The following is a 19,564-nucleotide window of genomic DNA, read 5'->3' as shown; positions in this document are numbered from 1 at the left end:
TTCGCTGTTTTATGAAAGCCTGCCGCTTATAGACAGGCAATTATTCAATAGTTTTTAACGGAAGAATCCTGCAATACACCAAAGTAAGCTTTCTTTGGTTTCAGTTCTTTGTCAAAGAGCAGAGGATAGCTTGCTCCGTCTGCATTGTTAAGCCAGGAGCGGTCATCCGTAAGCCCCCAGAAGGTAACACTGGTAATATTCGCTTTTCCTTTTTTCACGGAATTAAGCAATACCGCCATGATATTCTTATATCTGGTCCCAAGCTTTTCCTGGGCTTCTTCACTGTTTTCCTTCATATCTATATCAAGTTCGGTAACCTGAAGCTCAATTCCAAGTTCTGCATATTTATTGACAGCATACTGATAATCTAGAACGGTTGGACTGGATAGCTGGATATGATCCTGCATACCGATTCCATCGACCAAACCTTTCTCCTTTAACTTCTCCAGTAGCTTATAGACCGCAAACATCTTGGTCTTGTCATAAGTACCGTAATCATTATAGAAAAGCTTCTGTCCCTCCGCTGTGTATTTTCTGGCATAGGTAAAAGCCAGTTCAACATAATCCTCTCCCAGTACCTCATACCAGAGATTGTTTTTCGTCCGAATACCGTTTTCTTGTCCGTCACCTGTTTCGATGGCCTCATTGACCACATCCCAGGCATAGACCACACCGGGATAATGAGTATTCACATACTCCATTTCCTGTTTTATGTAATTCTCCATACGTGCAAGCATTACCTCTCTTGAGACCAGAGGAGCTTCCGCACTGTCTTGAAAGCCCACAGTGAAAAGCCATCTGGGAGTCTGTGAATGCCATACCAGAGTATGTGCCCGCATGGTAAGTCCGTTTTCCTTTGCAAAGTTAAGGGCTGTTTCCGCCCTTTTCATATTAACTACAGGGTATTTTTCTTCCCCTCTTTTTAAGGTGGCTTCCCTATCCAGGGTAAAATCCGCCTTCATTTCATTTTCACAGGTAATACTGTTAAACTGTGAAGCTACCAGCTTCGCTTTCAGGGGATTCTTGATATCTTCGGCAGAAAGTGCAACCCCTGTTTTAAAGCTACCCTCAAGGACCTGTGCCAGGACAGGCAGTTCTCCGTTTTCCTGGTATTGTTTATAATAATCCACTGTATTTTCAACCTTTTGGGTATCCGGTTTACTTTCCTTCTCATTGCCTTCAGCTGTTGCATTACTGCTTTCTGTTGTATTGCTTTCTGCTTTATCACTTTCTGCTTTATCACTTTCTGCTGTATTACTTTCTTTTAAACTGCCCTCTTTACTAGCCGGCTCTTCTTTCCTGCTGCAGGACAGTAATAACAAGGACAGGCATAGCACTAAACCTGCCAATTTAAAATATTCCCTCTTACATCCCATTTACTGCAACCCTCTTCTTCCTGAATTCATAAATATCAGCACCAGAGTCTGGTGCTAACCCGCTGTCATGATAGTAACAATCTTCCTTAAGCGAGTCCTGTATATCCTGCCCGGCAGGGCTTTCTATATCATAAGCTGCAATTTCTTATTACAAAAAGGGGAGGCGGGTACATACCTCCCCTTTTTGACTATCTGTTATTTTTTATTGGCATCATCTATAAGTGCCTGCCAGGAATCTGCTACCTGCTCAATCTTCTCAGCAGGTGTGCTGCCAAGGGCATAGGTATCCCAGATAATTGTTCCAAGATCAAGACCATATACGAAAGATGCATAATCTGTATTGATTGTTGCGGAATCATACATCATTGTAAGTGTTTCGTCTACAGCTCTTTCATCACGGAATCTGGTGTAATAGCCATCTTTCCAGGACTCACTGTCATCTTCGTAGCCAGGAGTGGGGTTAGTCCAGAGGTTGTAAGCAAAGGCTATTTTTTCAGCTGTTTCCTTATCATAGCTGGAAGGAATAACTGCTACATTATCATTAAAGTATACCTCGTATCCATTTGCCTTAGGTCCCTTAGGGCAAAGTACAAATCCCCAGTCATCTTCCATATCAGCCCAGGTTCCGGTCTTATAAACTTCTCCAAACTGCATGGCAACTTTGGCATCGTGGAAGGCAGAAATGAACCAATCCCAGTTAGAATCCGCAGGAGCCGGCATCTCATAATTCTTCTGGATCAAGCTTACAGCCCATTGAAGAGCTTCCAGGAATTTAGGATCCTTGGAACCGTTGATGAACATACCGCTGTCATCCTTATCGATATATCTTGCATCGTTACTGGTGATAGCACCTTTAAATAAATCAGATGAGAAACTTGCCATTGCATAACTGTCGATCGTACCATCATTGTTACTGTCAATGGTAAGGGATTTACACAACTCTTCAAATTTGCTCCAGGTCCATTCTCCGCTTGCCTGTAAATCATAAGGCAGGTTCGGGTCAAGGCCTGCTTCTTCAAAGAGTCTCTTATTCCAGTACACGCCAAGTTTGGGTTCAGGTTTACCGGCAGCCATACCATATACGGAATCACCATAGGTTAATGTCTTTAATACAGAAGGATTCCATTTACTCTCTGTAAAATCTAAATTTTCCAGAGTGGCCAGATCATATACCAATCCGTTAGCCAGAGGCTGTGCCACCCAATCGGGTGCAAGGATAAACACCTGAGCCGCAGGATCTTCTGCCATTGTTGAGGTGGTAAAGGTCTCCTGCATGGTTCCCCATTCAGCAACTGCCACCTGTTTTATTTTAAAATTATATTTTGCCTGGATTTCTTCTCTGTAAGCCTGCGTAGCCTCTTCCTGTGCGGTTGTGGGAGCTGCAGGATCTGCAGAAGACCACCAGTCACCGATAACGATTTCCATACCACCTAAATCCATGGCGGGTTCTTCCGTTGCGGTAGGTGTTGCTTCTTCTGTAGGTGTGGTTGCCTCCACCGTAGGTTCAGCATTATCACTTGTTTCTTTTGCCTTATTCCCTCCGCAAGCTGTAAACATTGACAGACACATAGCGAGAATTAACAATACTGCCAAAAACTTCTGATTCTTTTTCACTGTAATATCCTCCTTTAAATACATTATATAGAAAAGTGATTTTCACTTAACTATCGCCTTTTGTGTAAATCCGATATATAACCCCATAAATAACTGCTTAATTTCTTCCAGGTCTCCTGGATTTTCCCCGATTATTTCATCCAGAAGACCCCTATTACCCAATATCCAATATTTTAACGTGTGAAACTTTAACAATTATCTGCATTACATCTTTAATCCGGTTTGACTTAAACTTTCCACAAATCCCTTTTGTGCCACGATATAGATTAACAGCAGCGGGATAATAGCCATGATCATTCCTGTAGAGATCATCATCTGTCCATAAGCTACGGAAGGCTTGCTGGCTGTTCCGCTGATAGAGGTTAAATAATCCCCTAAAAGGCTGCTTATTGCCGTCAATTTATTTGCTAACAGCGCTGTCTTTCCAAGGAACATTCTTGAATAAAAGGAATCCGTCCATTGCCATACAAAGGCGAACAGAAAACAGGAGGTAAGTATAGGTCTGGCATCCGGCAGCATAATACGAAGGAAGGTAGAAAAATTACCGCAGCCATCCACATAAGCGGCTTCCTCCAATTCCTTTGGTATTCCCCTGAAATACTGTCGGATCAAAAAGATATATAATCCGCTCTTTAAGCCCATACAGGTTATACATAGCAGCATATATGGCACAATGGAATTCTGAAGGTTCAGGGTACTTCCCGTAATAAGCTTAATAATACCGAAAACATCAAAAAATCTAAAATTTAAATAGAGCGATGACATAATAGTCTGCGGTGGAATTACGATTACAAGGAGCACACAGCCAAACCAGAAGTTCTTAAGCGGAAACTTAAATCTTGCAAATCCATATCCAACTATGGTACAGGCTGTAACCTGCAGAATACTTGACATTACCGAAATACCGATGGAATTAAATAATGACTTCCAATAATTTATCAGACTGTTGACCAGTTTATAATTCTCAAGAGTAAAATTTCTGGGTACTACGATTATAGTAGGGTCATATAAATCCTTTTCCTGCATAAAGCTTAAGGATACCTTATTAAATAAAGGCTGCAGTATTAAAAAACACAAACCGAATAACAGAACAGCCCGTAAAATCTGATATATCCTGATGGAAATTCTCTTCTTAAGAAGATATCCTCCGGATTTTCTGTTCCTGATTATAAACTCTTTCCATTTCGTTTTAATATTCCTATTCATAATAGTACACCCACCTTGAAGTAATTGCGGAAAATATCGCAATAATCAGGATAACTGCTGAAAAATATATCCATGCCATAGCGGAACTGAAGCCATAATCCATTTTCTGTACCATGGTATCACTTATCTTCGTCATAACCTTACTGTCGGTTTTCATAAAGAAATCAACAATGGTATAGATAACATTAACAAGGATAACTGAGCTTACCATAGGCAGTGTTATCTTCCAGAAACTTTCCCATGCCGTACATCCCTCAATGGTAGCAGCTTCATACATACTCTTTGATATGGTCTGCAGACCGGACAGGAAGATGATTATCTGGATACCTGAAGCAATAACAACATCATAAACATTGTTTACAATGTCATAAACAACATTCAGAAAACGTTCTCCAAAACCACTGTTGGATAAAATCTTCTCCAACACAGCCGTTATGTCAGAGGTTTGTGTATTATTGCTGATGTATTCCTGCATTCCGGATAAAAGACTGTTATTATATTCAAGTCCCACTAAAACTCCGGAGGAAAGTATAACCGGCAGGAAGAATACGGCACGCACCAGGCCTCTTCCCTTAAAAGCCTGATTCAACAATAAAGCCATAAAAAAGCTTACAATTAATGTTGTCGGTACCTGAACTGCCATTTTCGTTAATTCATCTGTCAGCATTCTGGTAAATTCCGGATCTACCAGAAGTGCTTTCTTGATATTGCTTAACCCGGTAAACTCCAGTACAAACCCTCCGTTTCCGATACCTACAATTACATTGCTGAAGGTCATACGGAAGGATTCAATAAGAGGTATAACCATAAAGGCAACAAAGCCTATAATAAAAGGCAGTATGAACAAATAACCCGTTCTGGCTTTTCTAGCCTGCAAATCCTTATGTTTTTTTCCTGCCATTAGCTTACCTCCTCTCAACCAAGTAATCACTGGCCGGTACCTTAAGGGTACCGTTTACATACTCGGTATTGTTGTAATTGACATAGACACTGGTTCCATCTTCGTAAGTAGTAACATAAACGCCATCACTCAGCTGCCTATGCTCTGTAATATATTGGTTAAAGCAATGTCCGAGCTCTTTCTCGTAACGGTTATATATTTCAAGAGCCTTAGCCTTCCATCTGTCATAATCAGCACCAAACAGGAAGGTATAATTGGAATTCTGCAGGGCAGTAGCTTCTTCCTTCATAAAGGTGAAGGACAAACCTGCACCGGCTTCTGCGCTTTTAAGCAGCAGCTGCTGAAAATCCCCAGAGACATTTAAGGAAACGCCGGTATAGTCTACCAGTCCGTGTATGGCCATTGTATAGAAGGGTACCGAATAATCAATGATCTGATATCTGCCGCCGGTCAGGTCCATATCTGCAATGAAATCTGCGTAAGGAAGTGTATAGGCATTACCTCCCTTTACCATAAGTTTCGTGCCGGCTGAGGTTATCTCTTCCATAGCCTTTGCCTGGAGTTCCATGGATTTCTCTCTGTTGACCAGTTTCTTTGGATTATAATCTGCATTTAAGCGGTATCCGGTATCAGCTAATGCCATACCTGTATCCCCAGAGGCATCTGCTATGTAATCTGCAAGATTGTGCATATACTGTACCATCAGTTGAGGTTTTAAGAGATAATAAGGATCTTTTAATTCATCCTCCCCGTAATACACCGGTGAGAATTCGTACAGCTTTACTACCTCCCTGCTGGCATATTTTGCAGCATCCTTATTGGCTGAGAAGCCATCAAATAAACCGTCCTCATAGGCATATGCCACTGCACCTTCAAGATACACCGGTACTTCCATAGAAGCCGCACCATTCAAAAATTTCCTGAAGCTTCCTTTGCTGCCTAAAGCACCGATTCGATCGATGGATTTTGCCGAAGTCTGTTTGATACCTCCGTTCATCCAGCCTCTGTAGCGAACCGACAGATTCTTTACGCCCTCTGCTTTCAGTTCCTCAATCATACTCGTTGCTTCTTTGTATTTTGTCAAAGGTACGGGAACAGAAACCGGGAATCCAAGGCGTTGTTTTACCTGATCCACAGCACCTATCAGAGTAACATTTACAGGTGTACTTTCTTCCGTCTTCTTTGCCATATCAGGGTATTTCTTCATGAGATAATCCCTATAGGATTTTGCCATATCGGAGTAGGTATCGGTTTCAAGAAAGCGGTACCGCTGACTGATTTTACCCTCCGGTTTTTTTGCTTCATACACCATGACAGATTTATCCGTTTTGGCAGACACGCTCAGGGAAGCATAATGAAGTGTCACGTAGGAGGCTCCGGCAAAATTATAACTGTGGTTTCTTCCGCTGACATCAGCCTCAATAGAGGCCAGCGTCTGATAATCCTCCAGTATGCAGAGCATGGAGCTTCCATTCTTTGAGATACCAAATACAGGGAATGCAGCTCTGTTTTCCGTTACCAGGGAATCTCTCGGAACGGCACTGTCGATACCATAAATCTCCGTATAATAACTGTTCTGTGCTTTCTTCCCGTTGTTGAAGTCAATAATACCGCCATTTCCCTCGGGTACCAGGATAAACCCTTTATCCTCACTGCTGCCTGCACCCAGATAGGGCAATACCTTTACTTTGGTTAAAGGATAATTCTTCTTCCAGCCCATATTTTCAAAGGGCAGATCCACAATAAGGTCTCCGTCCTGCAGGCGGTATACCACAGATACGTTGAAATAGGGTTTTTCACTGGAACCTGTAGCGGAATATCTGGCCTCATCCTCCTCATAATCCTCTCTGGTATAGCCTGCCTGAGCAAAGAGTTCTTCAATCTTGGCCTTGAGATATTCCTGTGTGCCATCTCTTAATACATATACGTTCTCCGTCTCTAAATCCGGATATTTTGCCAGCAGTTCTGCTTTGTTATCCGTAGCACGGAGATTATTGATATCAATCTTTCGGTAATAGGTATTTACTTTTTTCTGTGAACTGCTGTCCATCTGGTCCAGAAATTCATTCATTCTGGATTCCGGCGCTGCTGCTGGAAGCAGATATGCTTTCTGTATATCACCAATGGTATAATTGACCTTGATAAAATCCTCTCCCTGCTCTATGGAATAGAGCTTTTTCTGGATACTATAGGAAAAATTATCAAAAATGGTTGTAATACCAGTTTCATTGGTATATTCAATGAGCAGCGTGGATTGAAGGTACTTTATGTTCTGCGCATTTGCCTGTGTATCCTCTGCTCCGTTTTCAGGATTAGAATCCCATACGGTATTATTTGCCTTATCCAGTACCTGAAAATAGGTGTTTTCACCATTTAAGGTAAACTTGAGCTTATCATCCTCCAGCGTATAGGTCTTGCTTTCCTCTCCATAGGAATAGGTGTCCATAGACTGCTCTTCTTCCTCTGTCTTGCTGCAGGCAGAGAAGGTCAGGACCCAGACCAGTATCATGCCCATTAATATCAAACGTTTCATTTTCAGCCCTCCTTATCAGTAAAATCGGAATATAATTTCTTTGTACAAAGAAATAAAATATGCCGCCGCATCTGTTACCAAGCTGAAAAACAAAAGGAAAATAAATATAATCAATATCATCCCCAGAACGGTAGCCGCAATGGTTATAAGTGTTTTCCCCAGCGTATAATCATGTATCATCATTACTGCAGAAATTATAAGCATACCGCACCAGAGCTCTGAAAAGATGAGAATATAGGAATAAAATGCTCCTTCTTCCACTGTCATCAGATTACTGATAAATATCATCGGAAACTGTATTAATACATAAGGAGTAAGAGCATAGCCAATCCCCATATGAATCTGTTTCATGGTACCTTTTCCGTCAAAAAGAGTGGTCAGAGCCCAATTTGCCACACAGGCCAATACAATAGGAATCAGAAATCCCAGTAAGATCTCAATTAGATTTACGTGCTCCCATATGACCTTTATGAATAAAAAGCTGGTAAACTGCAGTCTGAAAACCCGGGTAAGCATTGCCATTGCAATAATAATATTTGCGGCTGCAACGGACCCTCTGTTTTCATGGGTCAGGTCCCAAAACCCATCCAGCGGATGTGTAATCACATACAGGGAATAGCGCAGGGTTTTAGCCGTATGCTGAAAGTCAAACCGTTTTAAAAATGCGGCTGTCTTCATTCTTCCTCTACCTCCCTTTTAATTTTTTTCACAAAACCGATGAGGGAGGGAAGTATGATTATGGTAAAGAATACACCCACAATCCACCCGATTTTCTCTTCGATCCATTGTTTCCTGTATAGCTGGAAAGCTTTCGAATAATTTTCTTCGTCGTATTTAAGCTTAAAATACTCCATGGCTTTTTTATAGTTCCCTTGTCTTAGCAGGGAACGGCCGATGCCGATATAGGCCAGGTCATAATTACCATTTTGGGTAAGTACCTCTTCCCAATAAGCAGCGGAAGTATCGTAATTTCCACGTTTGTATTCCATCAGTGCATCATTGATCAGCTGTCCGTATTGGGTAAGGCTAAACACCGTAATACTTACGTTTCCGGAATCCAGAACCAGCAGATTGTTATCCATATGCTCCAGTGCTGTGGGATAATTGAAATATCCCATCCGGTTACCCAGGCTGCCGAAGGCATAAAGCAGGTTTCCCTGAAAATCGTATCCGAAAATCCTTCCTCTTGTCCTGTCAATTACAAAGTAGGTATCATTGTCCATGGCCGTTACATCGACGAATTTGGATGCTCCGGATACTCCGGCAGCATTCCCCCACATCAGGTCACCAATAGGGGGATACTCTCCGTTCCTTACCAATATGTCAGTCCCCATGGCGTTGAGCTTGCGGATAGGCTTTGCCTTATCGTTCTGCAATTCCCTTTCCTTAAAGACAGAAGTGGTACAATAGATAAATTCATCCTTATCCAGCGCCAGATTATTATATTCCGTGGGTACGAAGGTTTCCATCTGGGCTCTCTGCTCCTTGGTGGCAAATCTCTTCCAGATATAATCGATCATATTGAATTTAACTTCATTGGCTCCGATAAATCCGGAGAATTCCCCTGTGTTTTTATATTCTACAAATCCCTTGTTATAATTTTTCACCAAAACCACTGCTCTGCCGGAACTGTCTACCACAACCTTTTGAGGGTAGAAGCTGGATTCCTGGTCAACAGTTTCATCTGCAGGACGAACCAGTTCCTTCACCAGCTCCCGGTTGGCATTCAGATGAACGACCCTCTGATTCTCCGTATCACAGATATAGAATTCTCCCTTGCCAGTAACAAAGATATCCATAGGCCCAGAAAAGGTATTGATATCCGTCTCTCCGGTAAATTCTGTTATGACCTCCTTAAGCCGGTAAACTCCGTCTGCTTTTTCAATTACTACAATCCGGTTATTTCCGGTATCACAGACATATATCAGATTATCACGGACAAAAAATCCCTGGGGGTTCAAAAAATCACCAATTCCCAGTTTATCTCCCGTTATGGAAGTATTTGCTTCGTAAGCGTCGGGGGATTCCCTGTTCAGTCCCCACCAATCATATGTATAGGTATAATGCGTATCCTCTGCCAGTGCGGGTACAGACGGAAACAACATAATCACCATAAAGCAGAGAAGCACCAGCAAAATACATTTTCTCTTCATTGTTTCCTCCTTAATCTTTGATACCGGAGCTTGCCATGGTCTCAATAACATTGCTCTCCACTACGATAAAGGTCGTAATAGGTACAATCATCATAACCAGTGTAACCGCAGCTCCGACACCTGCTCTTGCAATTCCTCCGCTTACTATCTGCTGAAGTGCATAAGGTAATGTCTTTAGTTCTTCGGAATAGATAAAATTGGAGGCCTTGATGTTCCAGAGTCCCTGTACTGATAAGATCATCAGTGTCAGCCAGGCCGGTCTTACCATTGGCATTACAATGAATCCAAAGATGGACCACTCTTTTGCACCGTCAATTTTCGCAGCTTCCAGCAATGCATCGGGAATACCCTCCATGTACTGTTTCATAAGAAAGAGTCCCATGGGAGAGGCCAGGGCAGGAATTATGACCGCCCAGGGAGAATCCACCAACCCGATCTTAGACATTACCAGATAATTAGGGATTGCTGTAACGTAGCCGTTGAACATCAGGGCTGTTACGACGATACTGAAAAATACCCTGCTGCCAGGAAATCGATATTTTGCCAGAACATAGGCACCCATGGAAGAAATAATGATATGTCCGGCAGTACCCAGAACCGTTATAAAAAAGGTATTGAACAGGTACCTGGAAAAGGGTACCCAGGATTTGTTCATTATTACGAACAAATCCTGAAAATTGTCCATAGTGGGATTCTGCACAAACAGCCTTGGCGGATAGACAAAGATCTCATCCAGCGGCTTAAAGGCACTGTTTATTGCATAAACCAGAGGGAAGGCCATAAAAAGCCCGAAGAGTACCAGTACGAAATAAATACCGAAGTCCCCTCCCTTGGAACGATTAGGTTTTCGTTTAAGATGTTTTTTCATAATCATAGCCCTTTTCTCCGTTATTCATGGTATTAAGTTCCTACTCTTCTAAGCATAGCCTGAATCATTTTGTTGCAAAGGATCATTACTATGAAAAGCAGTGTGGCAATTGCTGATGCATAACCCATTTCAAATCGGATGGAACCGTAATCCACAAGGTGCGTTACCACCGTCTGGGTAGCATAATCCGTACTTGGGAATCCCGTAAGCGCAATGGGTACATCCGCCACACCAAAGGACTGGGTAATGGTCATTACAGCTCCGAACATCAACATGGGTTTCATACCGGGAAGGGTTATATACCATAATTCTTGCCAGCGGTTCTTAACCCCATCAATATAACCGGCTTCATACTGTGCCTTGTCGATACCCTGGAGACCGGCGACAAAAGCCAGGAATCCAGTTCCAAGACTCATCCAGAGACTTACGATGATGACCACCATCATCATATACTGGGGGTTGGTAAGCCACAGGATAGGGCCGCTGATGATTCCCAGTTCCATCAAAAAGGAATTGATGTAACCATAGGCATCACCGGAGAACATGATTGCCCAAATCAGATATACCTGCCCGGATATGGTCGGAGCATAAAAGATAACAATCGCAAAAGCTCTTAGGTATCTGGGCAACTCATTGATGAACCAGGCAAACAGAAACGCTGCCATGTAACCAATGGGGCCGGTAATCGCAGCCAGCAGGAAGGTGTTTTTTACAGCTGTTATAAATACATCATCCGCCAGCAGAAGGTTTATATAATTCTGGAGCCCAATGAATTTTGGGGTCTCCAGAATGTTGTAATAAGTAAAGCTCAGAACAAGAGAAGTTATAACCGGTACTACATAGAACAAAATGAATAATATCGCATAGGGTGCCAGAAACAGGTAACAGGTCTTAGACTTTTTGGCCTGCTTCCAGGCTATGGACATATCTCTTTTCTTCTTTCTTAGATATTTCTTTATGAATGTTTTCAAATCTTATCCCCCTATCTGACAGTCAGGCCGAATTCAAGACGTTTTTTCTCAATTTCCTGATTAATGGTTGTCGTATAATCCAGAAGCGTTTCCCTTGGATCTTCATTCTTATTGAGAACCTTACGGATTGCATTGGTTATATGTCTCTGGGTATAATAGCCGCCGGCTACTTCCCTTAATCCAACGGTCCACTGCCACTGTTCATCCAGCACCTCCAGCTGACTCTTGCTCCAGGACAGCTGTTTAAAGGCTTCTACGTTGGCTGTTGCATATCTGGCCGAAGCTCCCATAACACTTTCCATCTCCTGGCCAAAACGCACCTGGGTATCGGCACTGACCCACCATTTCATGAATTCCCAGGAATTGTTCTTTGTCACCTCGTCCTCCTGCTTCAACAGCATGGTACAAAGCCCGGTGGTATGACAGGAACGGTCTATGGATCCGTCTTCTCTTACGGTTCCAGGAATTACTGTAAAATCCCAAAGTCCCCTGATTTCCGGTGCAAATACTACAAGTGTATTAAAAGTATTGTAGTCTGCTATACCAATCGGCATCTGACCTGAACGGAACAGGTTCGCGAAATCATAGATAGTCGGCAATTTATACTGGGTAAACAGTTTGGTAAAAGTCTCAAAAGCTTTGGAACCCTGTTCCGAATCTATCAGCGCTGTCTTGCCCTCTTCATCATAGATAGTACCACCGTTTTGGTAAAGCAAGGCAAAGAAGGTGGACAAATCCGGATTGGAGGAATTATTAAGGGTCCTCTCGGTTGAAGGAATGGCTACCGACATATTGTTCTGCTGTATGGTAGGCAGCATGGCTATCAGGTCCTCCCAGGTATTAGGTACCTGAAGTTCCAGTTCCTCCAGAATATCCTTTCGGTAGAATAAAACATTAAAATTCTGGGTCTCCGGCAGAGCATAAATTCCGCCTTCAAAACGGTAAGGTGCATAAGCACTGGGGTAAAAATCCTTTAGAACCTCCTGGTAGTCTGTAAACTGGCTGATATCCTCCACCGCACTACGAAGAGCATAATTTACGGGTTCTCCCTGGCCTGCCGAAATTACCACATCCGGTCCTTTACCGGCTATTATGGCATTTAACAAAGTACCTGCTTCCACCAGCTTTACATTGACCTTAATTCCCTTTTCCGGAGTAAAGGTATCATCTATCATGGCTTTCAGGATAGTACTCTGATCACGGCCGGACAGAATCCATACCTGAATGGCATCACTGTCCTCGTATACATCTCCTACTGCATTGTAATCTGTCGTAAAGGAAGCATAGAAGGATTTCACTTCATGTACTGCTCTGCTGAAAAAGCTTTCCTTTACTTTATCCGGTTTCTCTTTTGTACCGGTTACGGTGATGTAGTCAATATCCAGAGGAGCCTCACTTAAGGTGAGAATGCTGGTACCCATGGCACTTATATTTAACTTAAAGGCTGCAAACCCTACGGGAATCTTCTCCGGTTTTTCCACAAAATCCTCCAGCTGTTTGGCCAGGGTCTGTATGGAAGCTACCTGATTGGCTTTTTCTCCGGAGTATGCCACGATGTCATCCACCATCTTATAAAGTCTTTTGCTTTCCAGATCCATGGACTCGATAATTTCCGGATATACCTTATCTATCTTGTAATCTCTATACTTATCCGGTGTTGTTCCGGTCAGTACGAGGATCTTACGGTACATGCTGTTGAGCCTGTAGACAGAATCCTGCATTTCATTGAGAATATTTCCCATATCCCCCAGGGTAACTTCCATCCGAATCGTATGTTTTCCTTTATCGAGGTAGAATTGATACGCATCGTTTTGCGAATCGGAAAGGGTATAGGAATTCCATTTATTGCTGTAACGGAAGCCTACCTGCTCCAGATCTTCAAAAGGAATATTACCGTCTATGTAGACAGAACGGTTGGAAACAAATCCCCTGTTATAATTCTGCCTTGCTTTTAAGGTTATATTATAGTACCCGTCCGCAGGTACTTCGAAATCCCATTCTATCCATTGTCCCGGAACTCTCCAGGCATTGCCGCCTATCATATTGAGCCTGATCTTCGATACACTGTAGGGCTGTGTAATGGGTGAAGACCGGTCATATAATGGATACAGAGAAGGCGAAGATCTCAGGGTTGATGCTTCTCCCTGAATTATCAGTTTATAAGTGGAGGCTTCCTCTGTTTCCGCTGTTCCGGCAATATTTTCACTGTACTGTTCATAGGTAAGATCTTCTTTAATCCCCTGTAGTGTTATGGATTTTATAACTACAGGTTCATTTATAGCTTCAAGGCCGATGGTGTTCCTGCCTTTTTCAAAATAAAACTGATAGGGTTTGATGAAATATCCCAGATCATCCTTGAAATAAGCTCCCGTCCAGGCCTGCTCATCCACCTGAGTGGGACGGATGTCATTTCCCTGGTTATCCCTCTTTACCTCTTCTTCATTCTTCCATAGCCTGGTAAAGGATAAGGCATCTGCTCCAAGAAAAGGTAACTCACCGTTGATGTAGAATTTTCTCTCTATATCAACACCACGGGCTTTCACCGTATAATACTTCATGAAGACCTGATACATTCCTGCCTCCGGAACCTCGATCTGCCATTCCGTGTAGGAATTCTCACCGGTGTAAAGAACCTCCGGTTCTCCTTCATAATCCTTTAGAACCTCAACATCCTCACCCTTTGTATAATCTGTAACCGCTACCTCCACCTCTTTTTCAGGGTAAGCCGCCTGGGAATGCGCTTCCAGATACTTGGCATAAGTATTGTCACGTCCTATTCCGCCCACATCCACATCCAAATTGGGAGTATCGGAATATTTGTCTGCAAAACTGTCTTCTTTTCCCCTTGAAAAGAAAAAGACAGCTGCTATCACCGCACATGCCGTTACTATTCCCACTACCAACTTCAATTTCCTGCTCATGATTACCTCTCCTGTTTTAAATATGTTTCGTATTGCAGAATATCTTCGATATCAGGCATTTAATTTTTTTGTTCATATTAAATAAGTAAACGCTAAATATCTGTGGTTCTTATATTTATTTATAACACACATCCCGTTTCTCTGCTTCTTAATGATTGCCAAACACCTATCATATATTGCTATTTTTAAGCAATAGGAACTAAAATTAAATTGCATAAATCCGATTATATGTAATAAAATTTATGAAATAATATTGAAATCCATCGTATCTGATTGTAAAAACTGTACATATATACAACTATACATCTTTGTACGTCCTGCAGATATTGCCATTTAATGCCTAGCCCATTATGCCCAAATAAAACTTACAAAACATTTAATATATAGGCAATAAATAATTATGGAAGGCATATTTTGTATTAAATAGTAAAATAACATTTGTGTATTTACATTTTCACCAAAGCAAACTATAATGTTAAATACGAAATTGTTTATTATGTATACTAATTATCCTATAAACGCCGTTCTGCTCAATCCTGCATTTCTGCTGCAATATTGGATGAGCTCCCAACAGGAGGCTACTATGATTGAAAAATTAACAGGTACCAGAGAAACCGTATTTCATCTGGAGAATTTACAGGTCCGTCTTCATATTAATCGGGAATACGAAGATTATCCTATGCACTGGCATACAGATACGGAGATAATCATGCCTGTTGAAAATACCTATTCTGCAGTGGTGAACAAAGAAAAATACATATTAAATCCCGGTGATATCATTATCATTCCCTCCGGTGAAATACACGAATTATATGCTCCTCCCACAGGAAGGCGCTTCATCCTTCAGTGTGACAACTCCCTGCTAAATGGCTTAAACGGCATTGATTCCATCAGCAGCGGCTTTTATCCCTGTATCTGTATCAAATCGGAGGACAGTACCAGCTACCAGAAACAATTGGTGGACATCATGAACAAGGTCGCAGAGGAATATATCAACCGTCCGCCTCTTTATGAAGCCTCCATAAATGCCCTGCTGACATCTTTTTTTGTAATTGTAGGCAGGAACTGCATCAATCTGGACAGGCAGAATAAAAATTTAATCAAAAAGAAACAGCATCAATATATTGATAAATTCCTGCATATCTGCCAGTATATCAATGATCACTGTACGGAAAACCTTACCATCGACAAGCTTGCCACCCTGGCAGGTTTCAGCAAATATCATTTTTCCAGGCTGTTTTATAATTTCTCTGGTGTAACTTATTATGATTACCTGATTAAACGCCGCATATTATTTGCTGAGAGCCTTTTAGCAGATCCCAATCTTTCTGTAGTGGAGATTGCCATGCGAAGTGGCTTCAACAGTCTTTCGACCTTTAACCGTAATTTCAGAACCATAAAGAACTGTACTCCTACGGAATACAGAAGCATGCACTGTTCCATGCAGAATCTGGAATTCCCGCAGACAGAAAGCCCAAAGAGATCAGCACTGTAAATCACAGTCGCAGAAAGGATTGTCATGGCACGACAGGAACTGTTCAACTCTAATTGGTATTTTCAAAAAATGCCGGTCAAAAGCTCACTGGAGGAGGTAGCGAAAGCTTCACTTAACTGGGATGCAGTCAGCCTTCCCCACGACTGGCTGATCTATGATACCAAAAATCTTTATGAAACCGGAGACGGTTGGTATAAGAAATATTTTAGCTGCTCCCCTCCCAGGGATGGGTCAAGGGTTACCCTTCGTTTTGAAGGTGTCTATATGGACTGTAATATCTATGTCAACAAGCAACCTGCTGGTTCCTGGAAGTATGGTTATACCACTTTTGAAATTGATATAACCGACTGTTTAACCGAAGCTGAAAACGAATTACTGGTACAGGTTACCTATGAATCACCCAATTCCAGGTGGTATACCGGTGCGGGAATCTACCGTAATGTATACCTTATTTCCCGTCCAAAGGTACATATCCCTCCGGAGGGAGTTTATATATCAGCCACCGACACCGGTGGCAATTGGGAGGTTTATACAGACAGCACCCTTTGTTTTCCGCAGGGTATTTCTCCTGATGCCTCTTACCGGTTAAAGCAGAGCATCCTGGACCTTAACGGTACCTGCATCGCAGAAACCGAACTTCCCCTAACCCCTGAAAATATCCATACCCTAAAGGAAGCTCACAGCTTAGGTGCCGCTTATCAGTGTATCTGTATACTAAAGGTTAAGGCTCCCTTATTATGGGATACGGAACATCCAAACCGATACCGGATGCATACCCGGATACTATCCTCCGGAGAGTTACTGGATGAGACGGAAGAGGGTTTCGGATTTCGCACTCTTTCCTTTTCTCCGGACAAAGGCTTTTCTCTGAATGGACGGCAGCTGTCCCTAAAGGGTGTATGCGAACATCACGATCTTGGCTGCCTTGGGGCGGCAGTTTGGAAAGAAGCACTGAGAAAACGGCTTCTGCTTCTAAAAGAAATGGGAGCAAATGCCATTAGAACCGCTCACAATATGCCCTCTGTAGAATTTATGGACCTGGCTGATGAACTGGGGTTTCTTGTAGTTTCAGAAGCTTTTGATATGTGGGAGAGAAAGAAGACGGAATATGATTATGCCAGATTTTTTTCCGAATGGCATGAGAAGGATGTCAGAAACTGGATCTGCCGGGACAGGAACCGCCCCAGTATAATCATGTGGAGTATCGGAAATGAAATATATGACACCCACGCCGGGGAACGTGGTCAGGAATTGACAAAACAACTTAAGGAACTGGTCAGCCGCTATGATTATAAAGGCAATGCCCCGGTTACCATCGGCTCTAATTACATGCCCTGGGAGAATGCCCAGAAATGTGCGGATATTGTAAAACTGGCCGGATACAACTATGGTGATAAATACTATGACAAACATCACAAAGAATATCCCGACTGGATCATATACGGAAGCGAGACCGCTTCTACCGTTCAGAGCAGAGGTATCTATCATTTTCCTCTGTCAAGACCGGTTCTCTCCGATGATGACGAGCAATGCTCCTCCCTTGGAAACAGCTCTACCAGCTGGGGTGCCAGAAGTACGGAAAGCTGTATCATTGCACACCGGGATACCCCTTATGCTTTAGGCCAATTTATCTGGACCGGCTTTGATTATATTGGTGAGCCTACGCCCTACCACACAAAGAATTCCTACTTCGGACAGATAGATACCGCTGGTTTTCCTAAGGATTCTTTCTACATCTATCAGGCGGAGTGGACGGACTATAAGGTGAAACCCATGGTACATCTCTTTCCATACTGGGACTTCTCTCCGGATCAGCTGATCGATGTCAGGGTATGCTCCAATGCCCCTTGTGTGGAACTCTTTTTAAACCAGCGTTCTCTGGGATCCTTTACCATTGATCATCAGAAAGGAGAAAGGCTTCTTGGTGAGTGGCAGATTCCCTACGAAGAAGGGGAGTTAAAGGCCATAGCCTACGATGAAGAAGGTCATCCCATCGCAGAGGACAGAAAAGTCTCCTTTACCGATGCAAAAACCCTGTCCTTAACCGCCGATAAGCCTAACCTCTCAGCCAACGGAAAAGACCTCATCTTTCTGGAGATCAGCACTAAAGACTCTGAGGGTAATCCGGTGGAAAATGCCAATAACCGGGTCACAGTTACAGTGGAAGGCCCAGGCATACTTCTGGGTCTGGATAATGGTGACAGCACAGATTACGATCAGTATAAGGAAAACAGCCGCAGACTCTTTAGCGGTAAGCTCCTTGCAGTTATTTCCAGCACTCTGACTCCCGGTATTATTAAAATTACAGTAACCTCCAAAGGGCTTCCCCATGCGGAACTGCTTCTGCCTTCCCTTGCTGAATACGAAAACTTAAAGGACAGCAGCTTTTATGGCTATTCTGGAGGGCATGCTTACCAGCCAAGTAGCATTTCACCGGAAATCCCCATACGAAAGCTGGAAATCCTTGCACCGGAAGGTAACTGCCTGTCCCCCCTTACAAAAACCCTGCCCGTAGAAATCCGAATCCATCCCCCTAATGCAGATTATCGTGATATAACCATATGTGCAACAGATGCAGGCGGAGTTCCTACCAATCTTGCCCTTGTAAAAACAGAGGGTCTGAAAGGTGAAATAACCGGTCTGGGTGACGGTATGTTTTATATTCGCTGTTACTGCCGAAACGGTGCTGAACGGATCACAATGTACTCTCAGCTCGAATTTCATGTACAAGGGCTTGGAGTAGCTGCTTTAAATCCCTATGAATTCATTTCAGCTTCTGTCCATACCTGGGGACTTAACCTTACAAACGGAAATGAGAGAGGAATGGCAACGGCAAGAGAGGGAAAAAGCATTATAAGCTTTGACCGCCTTGATTTCGGTGAATATGGATCAGACGTAATTACCCTTCCTATTTTTTCTCTGGATGATGAACCCTTTACCATTGAAGTTTGGGAAGGGCTTCCGGAGGCGGAGAATTCCGAATTCCTTACAACCCTTGATTATCAGAAACCCTCCCGCTGGAATACCTATCAGGAAGAGACTTATCAGCTGCCAAGGCGTTTAAAGGGTATAACCTCCTTAAGTTTTGTATTGTACCGTAAAATCCATTTGAAAGGGTTTAAATTTAAAAAACCGGCGAAAGCCTACGAAGAAATACAGGCACTTGAAAATTCCAGCATTTACGGTGACAGCTATCTTTTAAGGGAAGATGCCATTGAAGAAATAGGAAATAATGTAACCCTTACCTTCCGGGATATGAATTTTAGTGAAAAAGGCTTTAAACGCCTGCTTCTCTGCGGTCATTCCCCTTTGGATAAAAATACCATCCACTTACATTTTAAAGATAAGGATGGTTTTATAATCAGCCGTCAGCTGGTAGAATTCGAATACTCTACAGATTATGTTATCAAGGAATTCAACCTTGAAAATGTCACCGGAGAAACAGAAGTTTCTTTTCTCTTCTTACCGGGCTGCTGCTTTGATTTTAAGTGGTTTCGCTTTGAAGAATAGTCTTTTAACAGGAATA

At 42.6% G+C, this 19,564-nt stretch carries 12 protein-coding genes; 2 read left to right on the top strand and 10 right to left on the bottom strand.

The window, feature by feature from the left end:
• Positions 1-44: 44 nt before the first annotated feature.
• The 10 genes from BR73_RS0107380 to BR73_RS0107335 all read right to left on the bottom strand — a co-directional run bounded on the left by BR73_RS0107380 (position 45) and on the right by BR73_RS0107335 (position 14,543).
• Positions 45-1,376: an endo-1,4-beta-xylanase gene (locus BR73_RS0107380; RefSeq protein ID WP_051685035.1), complete on the bottom strand. Its 1,332-nt coding sequence runs from the start codon at positions 1,374-1,376 to the stop codon at positions 45-47.
• A 195-nt stretch (positions 1,377-1,571) separates the two neighbouring features.
• Positions 1,572-2,990: an extracellular solute-binding protein gene (locus tag BR73_RS0107375; protein WP_197032629.1), complete on the bottom strand. Its 1,419-nt coding sequence runs from the start codon at positions 2,988-2,990 to the stop codon at positions 1,572-1,574.
• A gap of 204 nt (positions 2,991-3,194) precedes the next feature.
• Positions 3,195-4,196 (bottom strand): carbohydrate ABC transporter permease, encoded by a 1,002-nt coding sequence (locus tag BR73_RS0107370; RefSeq protein ID WP_033165014.1) that lies wholly within the window; start codon positions 4,194-4,196, stop codon positions 3,195-3,197.
• Complete coding sequence (locus BR73_RS0107365) at positions 4,189-5,097, bottom strand: sugar ABC transporter permease (protein ID WP_033165013.1); 909 nt, start codon at positions 5,095-5,097, stop codon at positions 4,189-4,191. The genes BR73_RS0107370 and BR73_RS0107365 overlap by 8 nt, the downstream gene beginning before the upstream one ends.
• Before the next feature lie 4 nt (positions 5,098-5,101).
• Positions 5,102-7,630: a DUF5696 domain-containing protein gene (locus BR73_RS0107360; protein ID WP_033165012.1), complete on the bottom strand. Its 2,529-nt coding sequence runs from the start codon at positions 7,628-7,630 to the stop codon at positions 5,102-5,104.
• 15 nt (positions 7,631-7,645) lie between these two features.
• Positions 7,646-8,308: a YIP1 family protein gene (locus BR73_RS0107355; protein ID WP_033165011.1), complete on the bottom strand. Its 663-nt coding sequence runs from the start codon at positions 8,306-8,308 to the stop codon at positions 7,646-7,648.
• Positions 8,305-9,783, bottom strand: coding sequence for a hypothetical protein (locus tag BR73_RS0107350; protein WP_051685034.1), 1,479 nt, complete (start codon positions 9,781-9,783; stop codon positions 8,305-8,307). The genes BR73_RS0107355 and BR73_RS0107350 overlap by 4 nt, the downstream gene beginning before the upstream one ends.
• Positions 9,784-9,793: 10 nt before the next feature.
• Positions 9,794-10,657, bottom strand: coding sequence for a carbohydrate ABC transporter permease (locus BR73_RS0107345; protein ID WP_033165010.1), 864 nt, complete (start codon positions 10,655-10,657; stop codon positions 9,794-9,796).
• A 26-nt stretch (positions 10,658-10,683) separates the two neighbouring features.
• A complete protein-coding gene (locus BR73_RS0107340) occupies positions 10,684-11,622 on the bottom strand; it encodes a sugar ABC transporter permease (protein ID WP_033165009.1) in 939 nt (312 codons plus the stop codon).
• An 11-nt stretch (positions 11,623-11,633) separates the two neighbouring features.
• Complete coding sequence (locus BR73_RS0107335; protein WP_033165008.1) at positions 11,634-14,543, bottom strand: extracellular solute-binding protein; 2,910 nt, start codon at positions 14,541-14,543, stop codon at positions 11,634-11,636.
• A gap of 583 nt (positions 14,544-15,126) precedes the next feature.
• Here BR73_RS0107335 and BR73_RS0107330 point away from each other — a divergent pair.
• Both BR73_RS0107330 and BR73_RS0107325 read left to right on the top strand, forming a co-directional pair.
• Positions 15,127-16,038 (top strand): AraC family transcriptional regulator, encoded by a 912-nt coding sequence (locus BR73_RS0107330; protein ID WP_051685033.1) that lies wholly within the window; start codon positions 15,127-15,129, stop codon positions 16,036-16,038.
• 24 nt (positions 16,039-16,062) lie between these two features.
• A complete protein-coding gene (locus BR73_RS0107325; RefSeq protein WP_033165007.1) occupies positions 16,063-19,548 on the top strand; it encodes a glycoside hydrolase family 2 TIM barrel-domain containing protein in 3,486 nt (1,161 codons plus the stop codon).
• The last annotated feature ends 16 nt before the right edge of the window (positions 19,549-19,564 follow it).

Origin of the sequence: Clostridium sp. KNHs205, assembly GCF_000702945.1 — a bacterium.
Taxonomy (GTDB): Bacteria; Bacillota; Clostridia; order Lachnospirales; family Lachnospiraceae; genus Anaerocolumna.
Note: the sequence above shows the minus strand (reverse complement) of the source record. Positions and strands in the feature narration are given on the sequence as shown.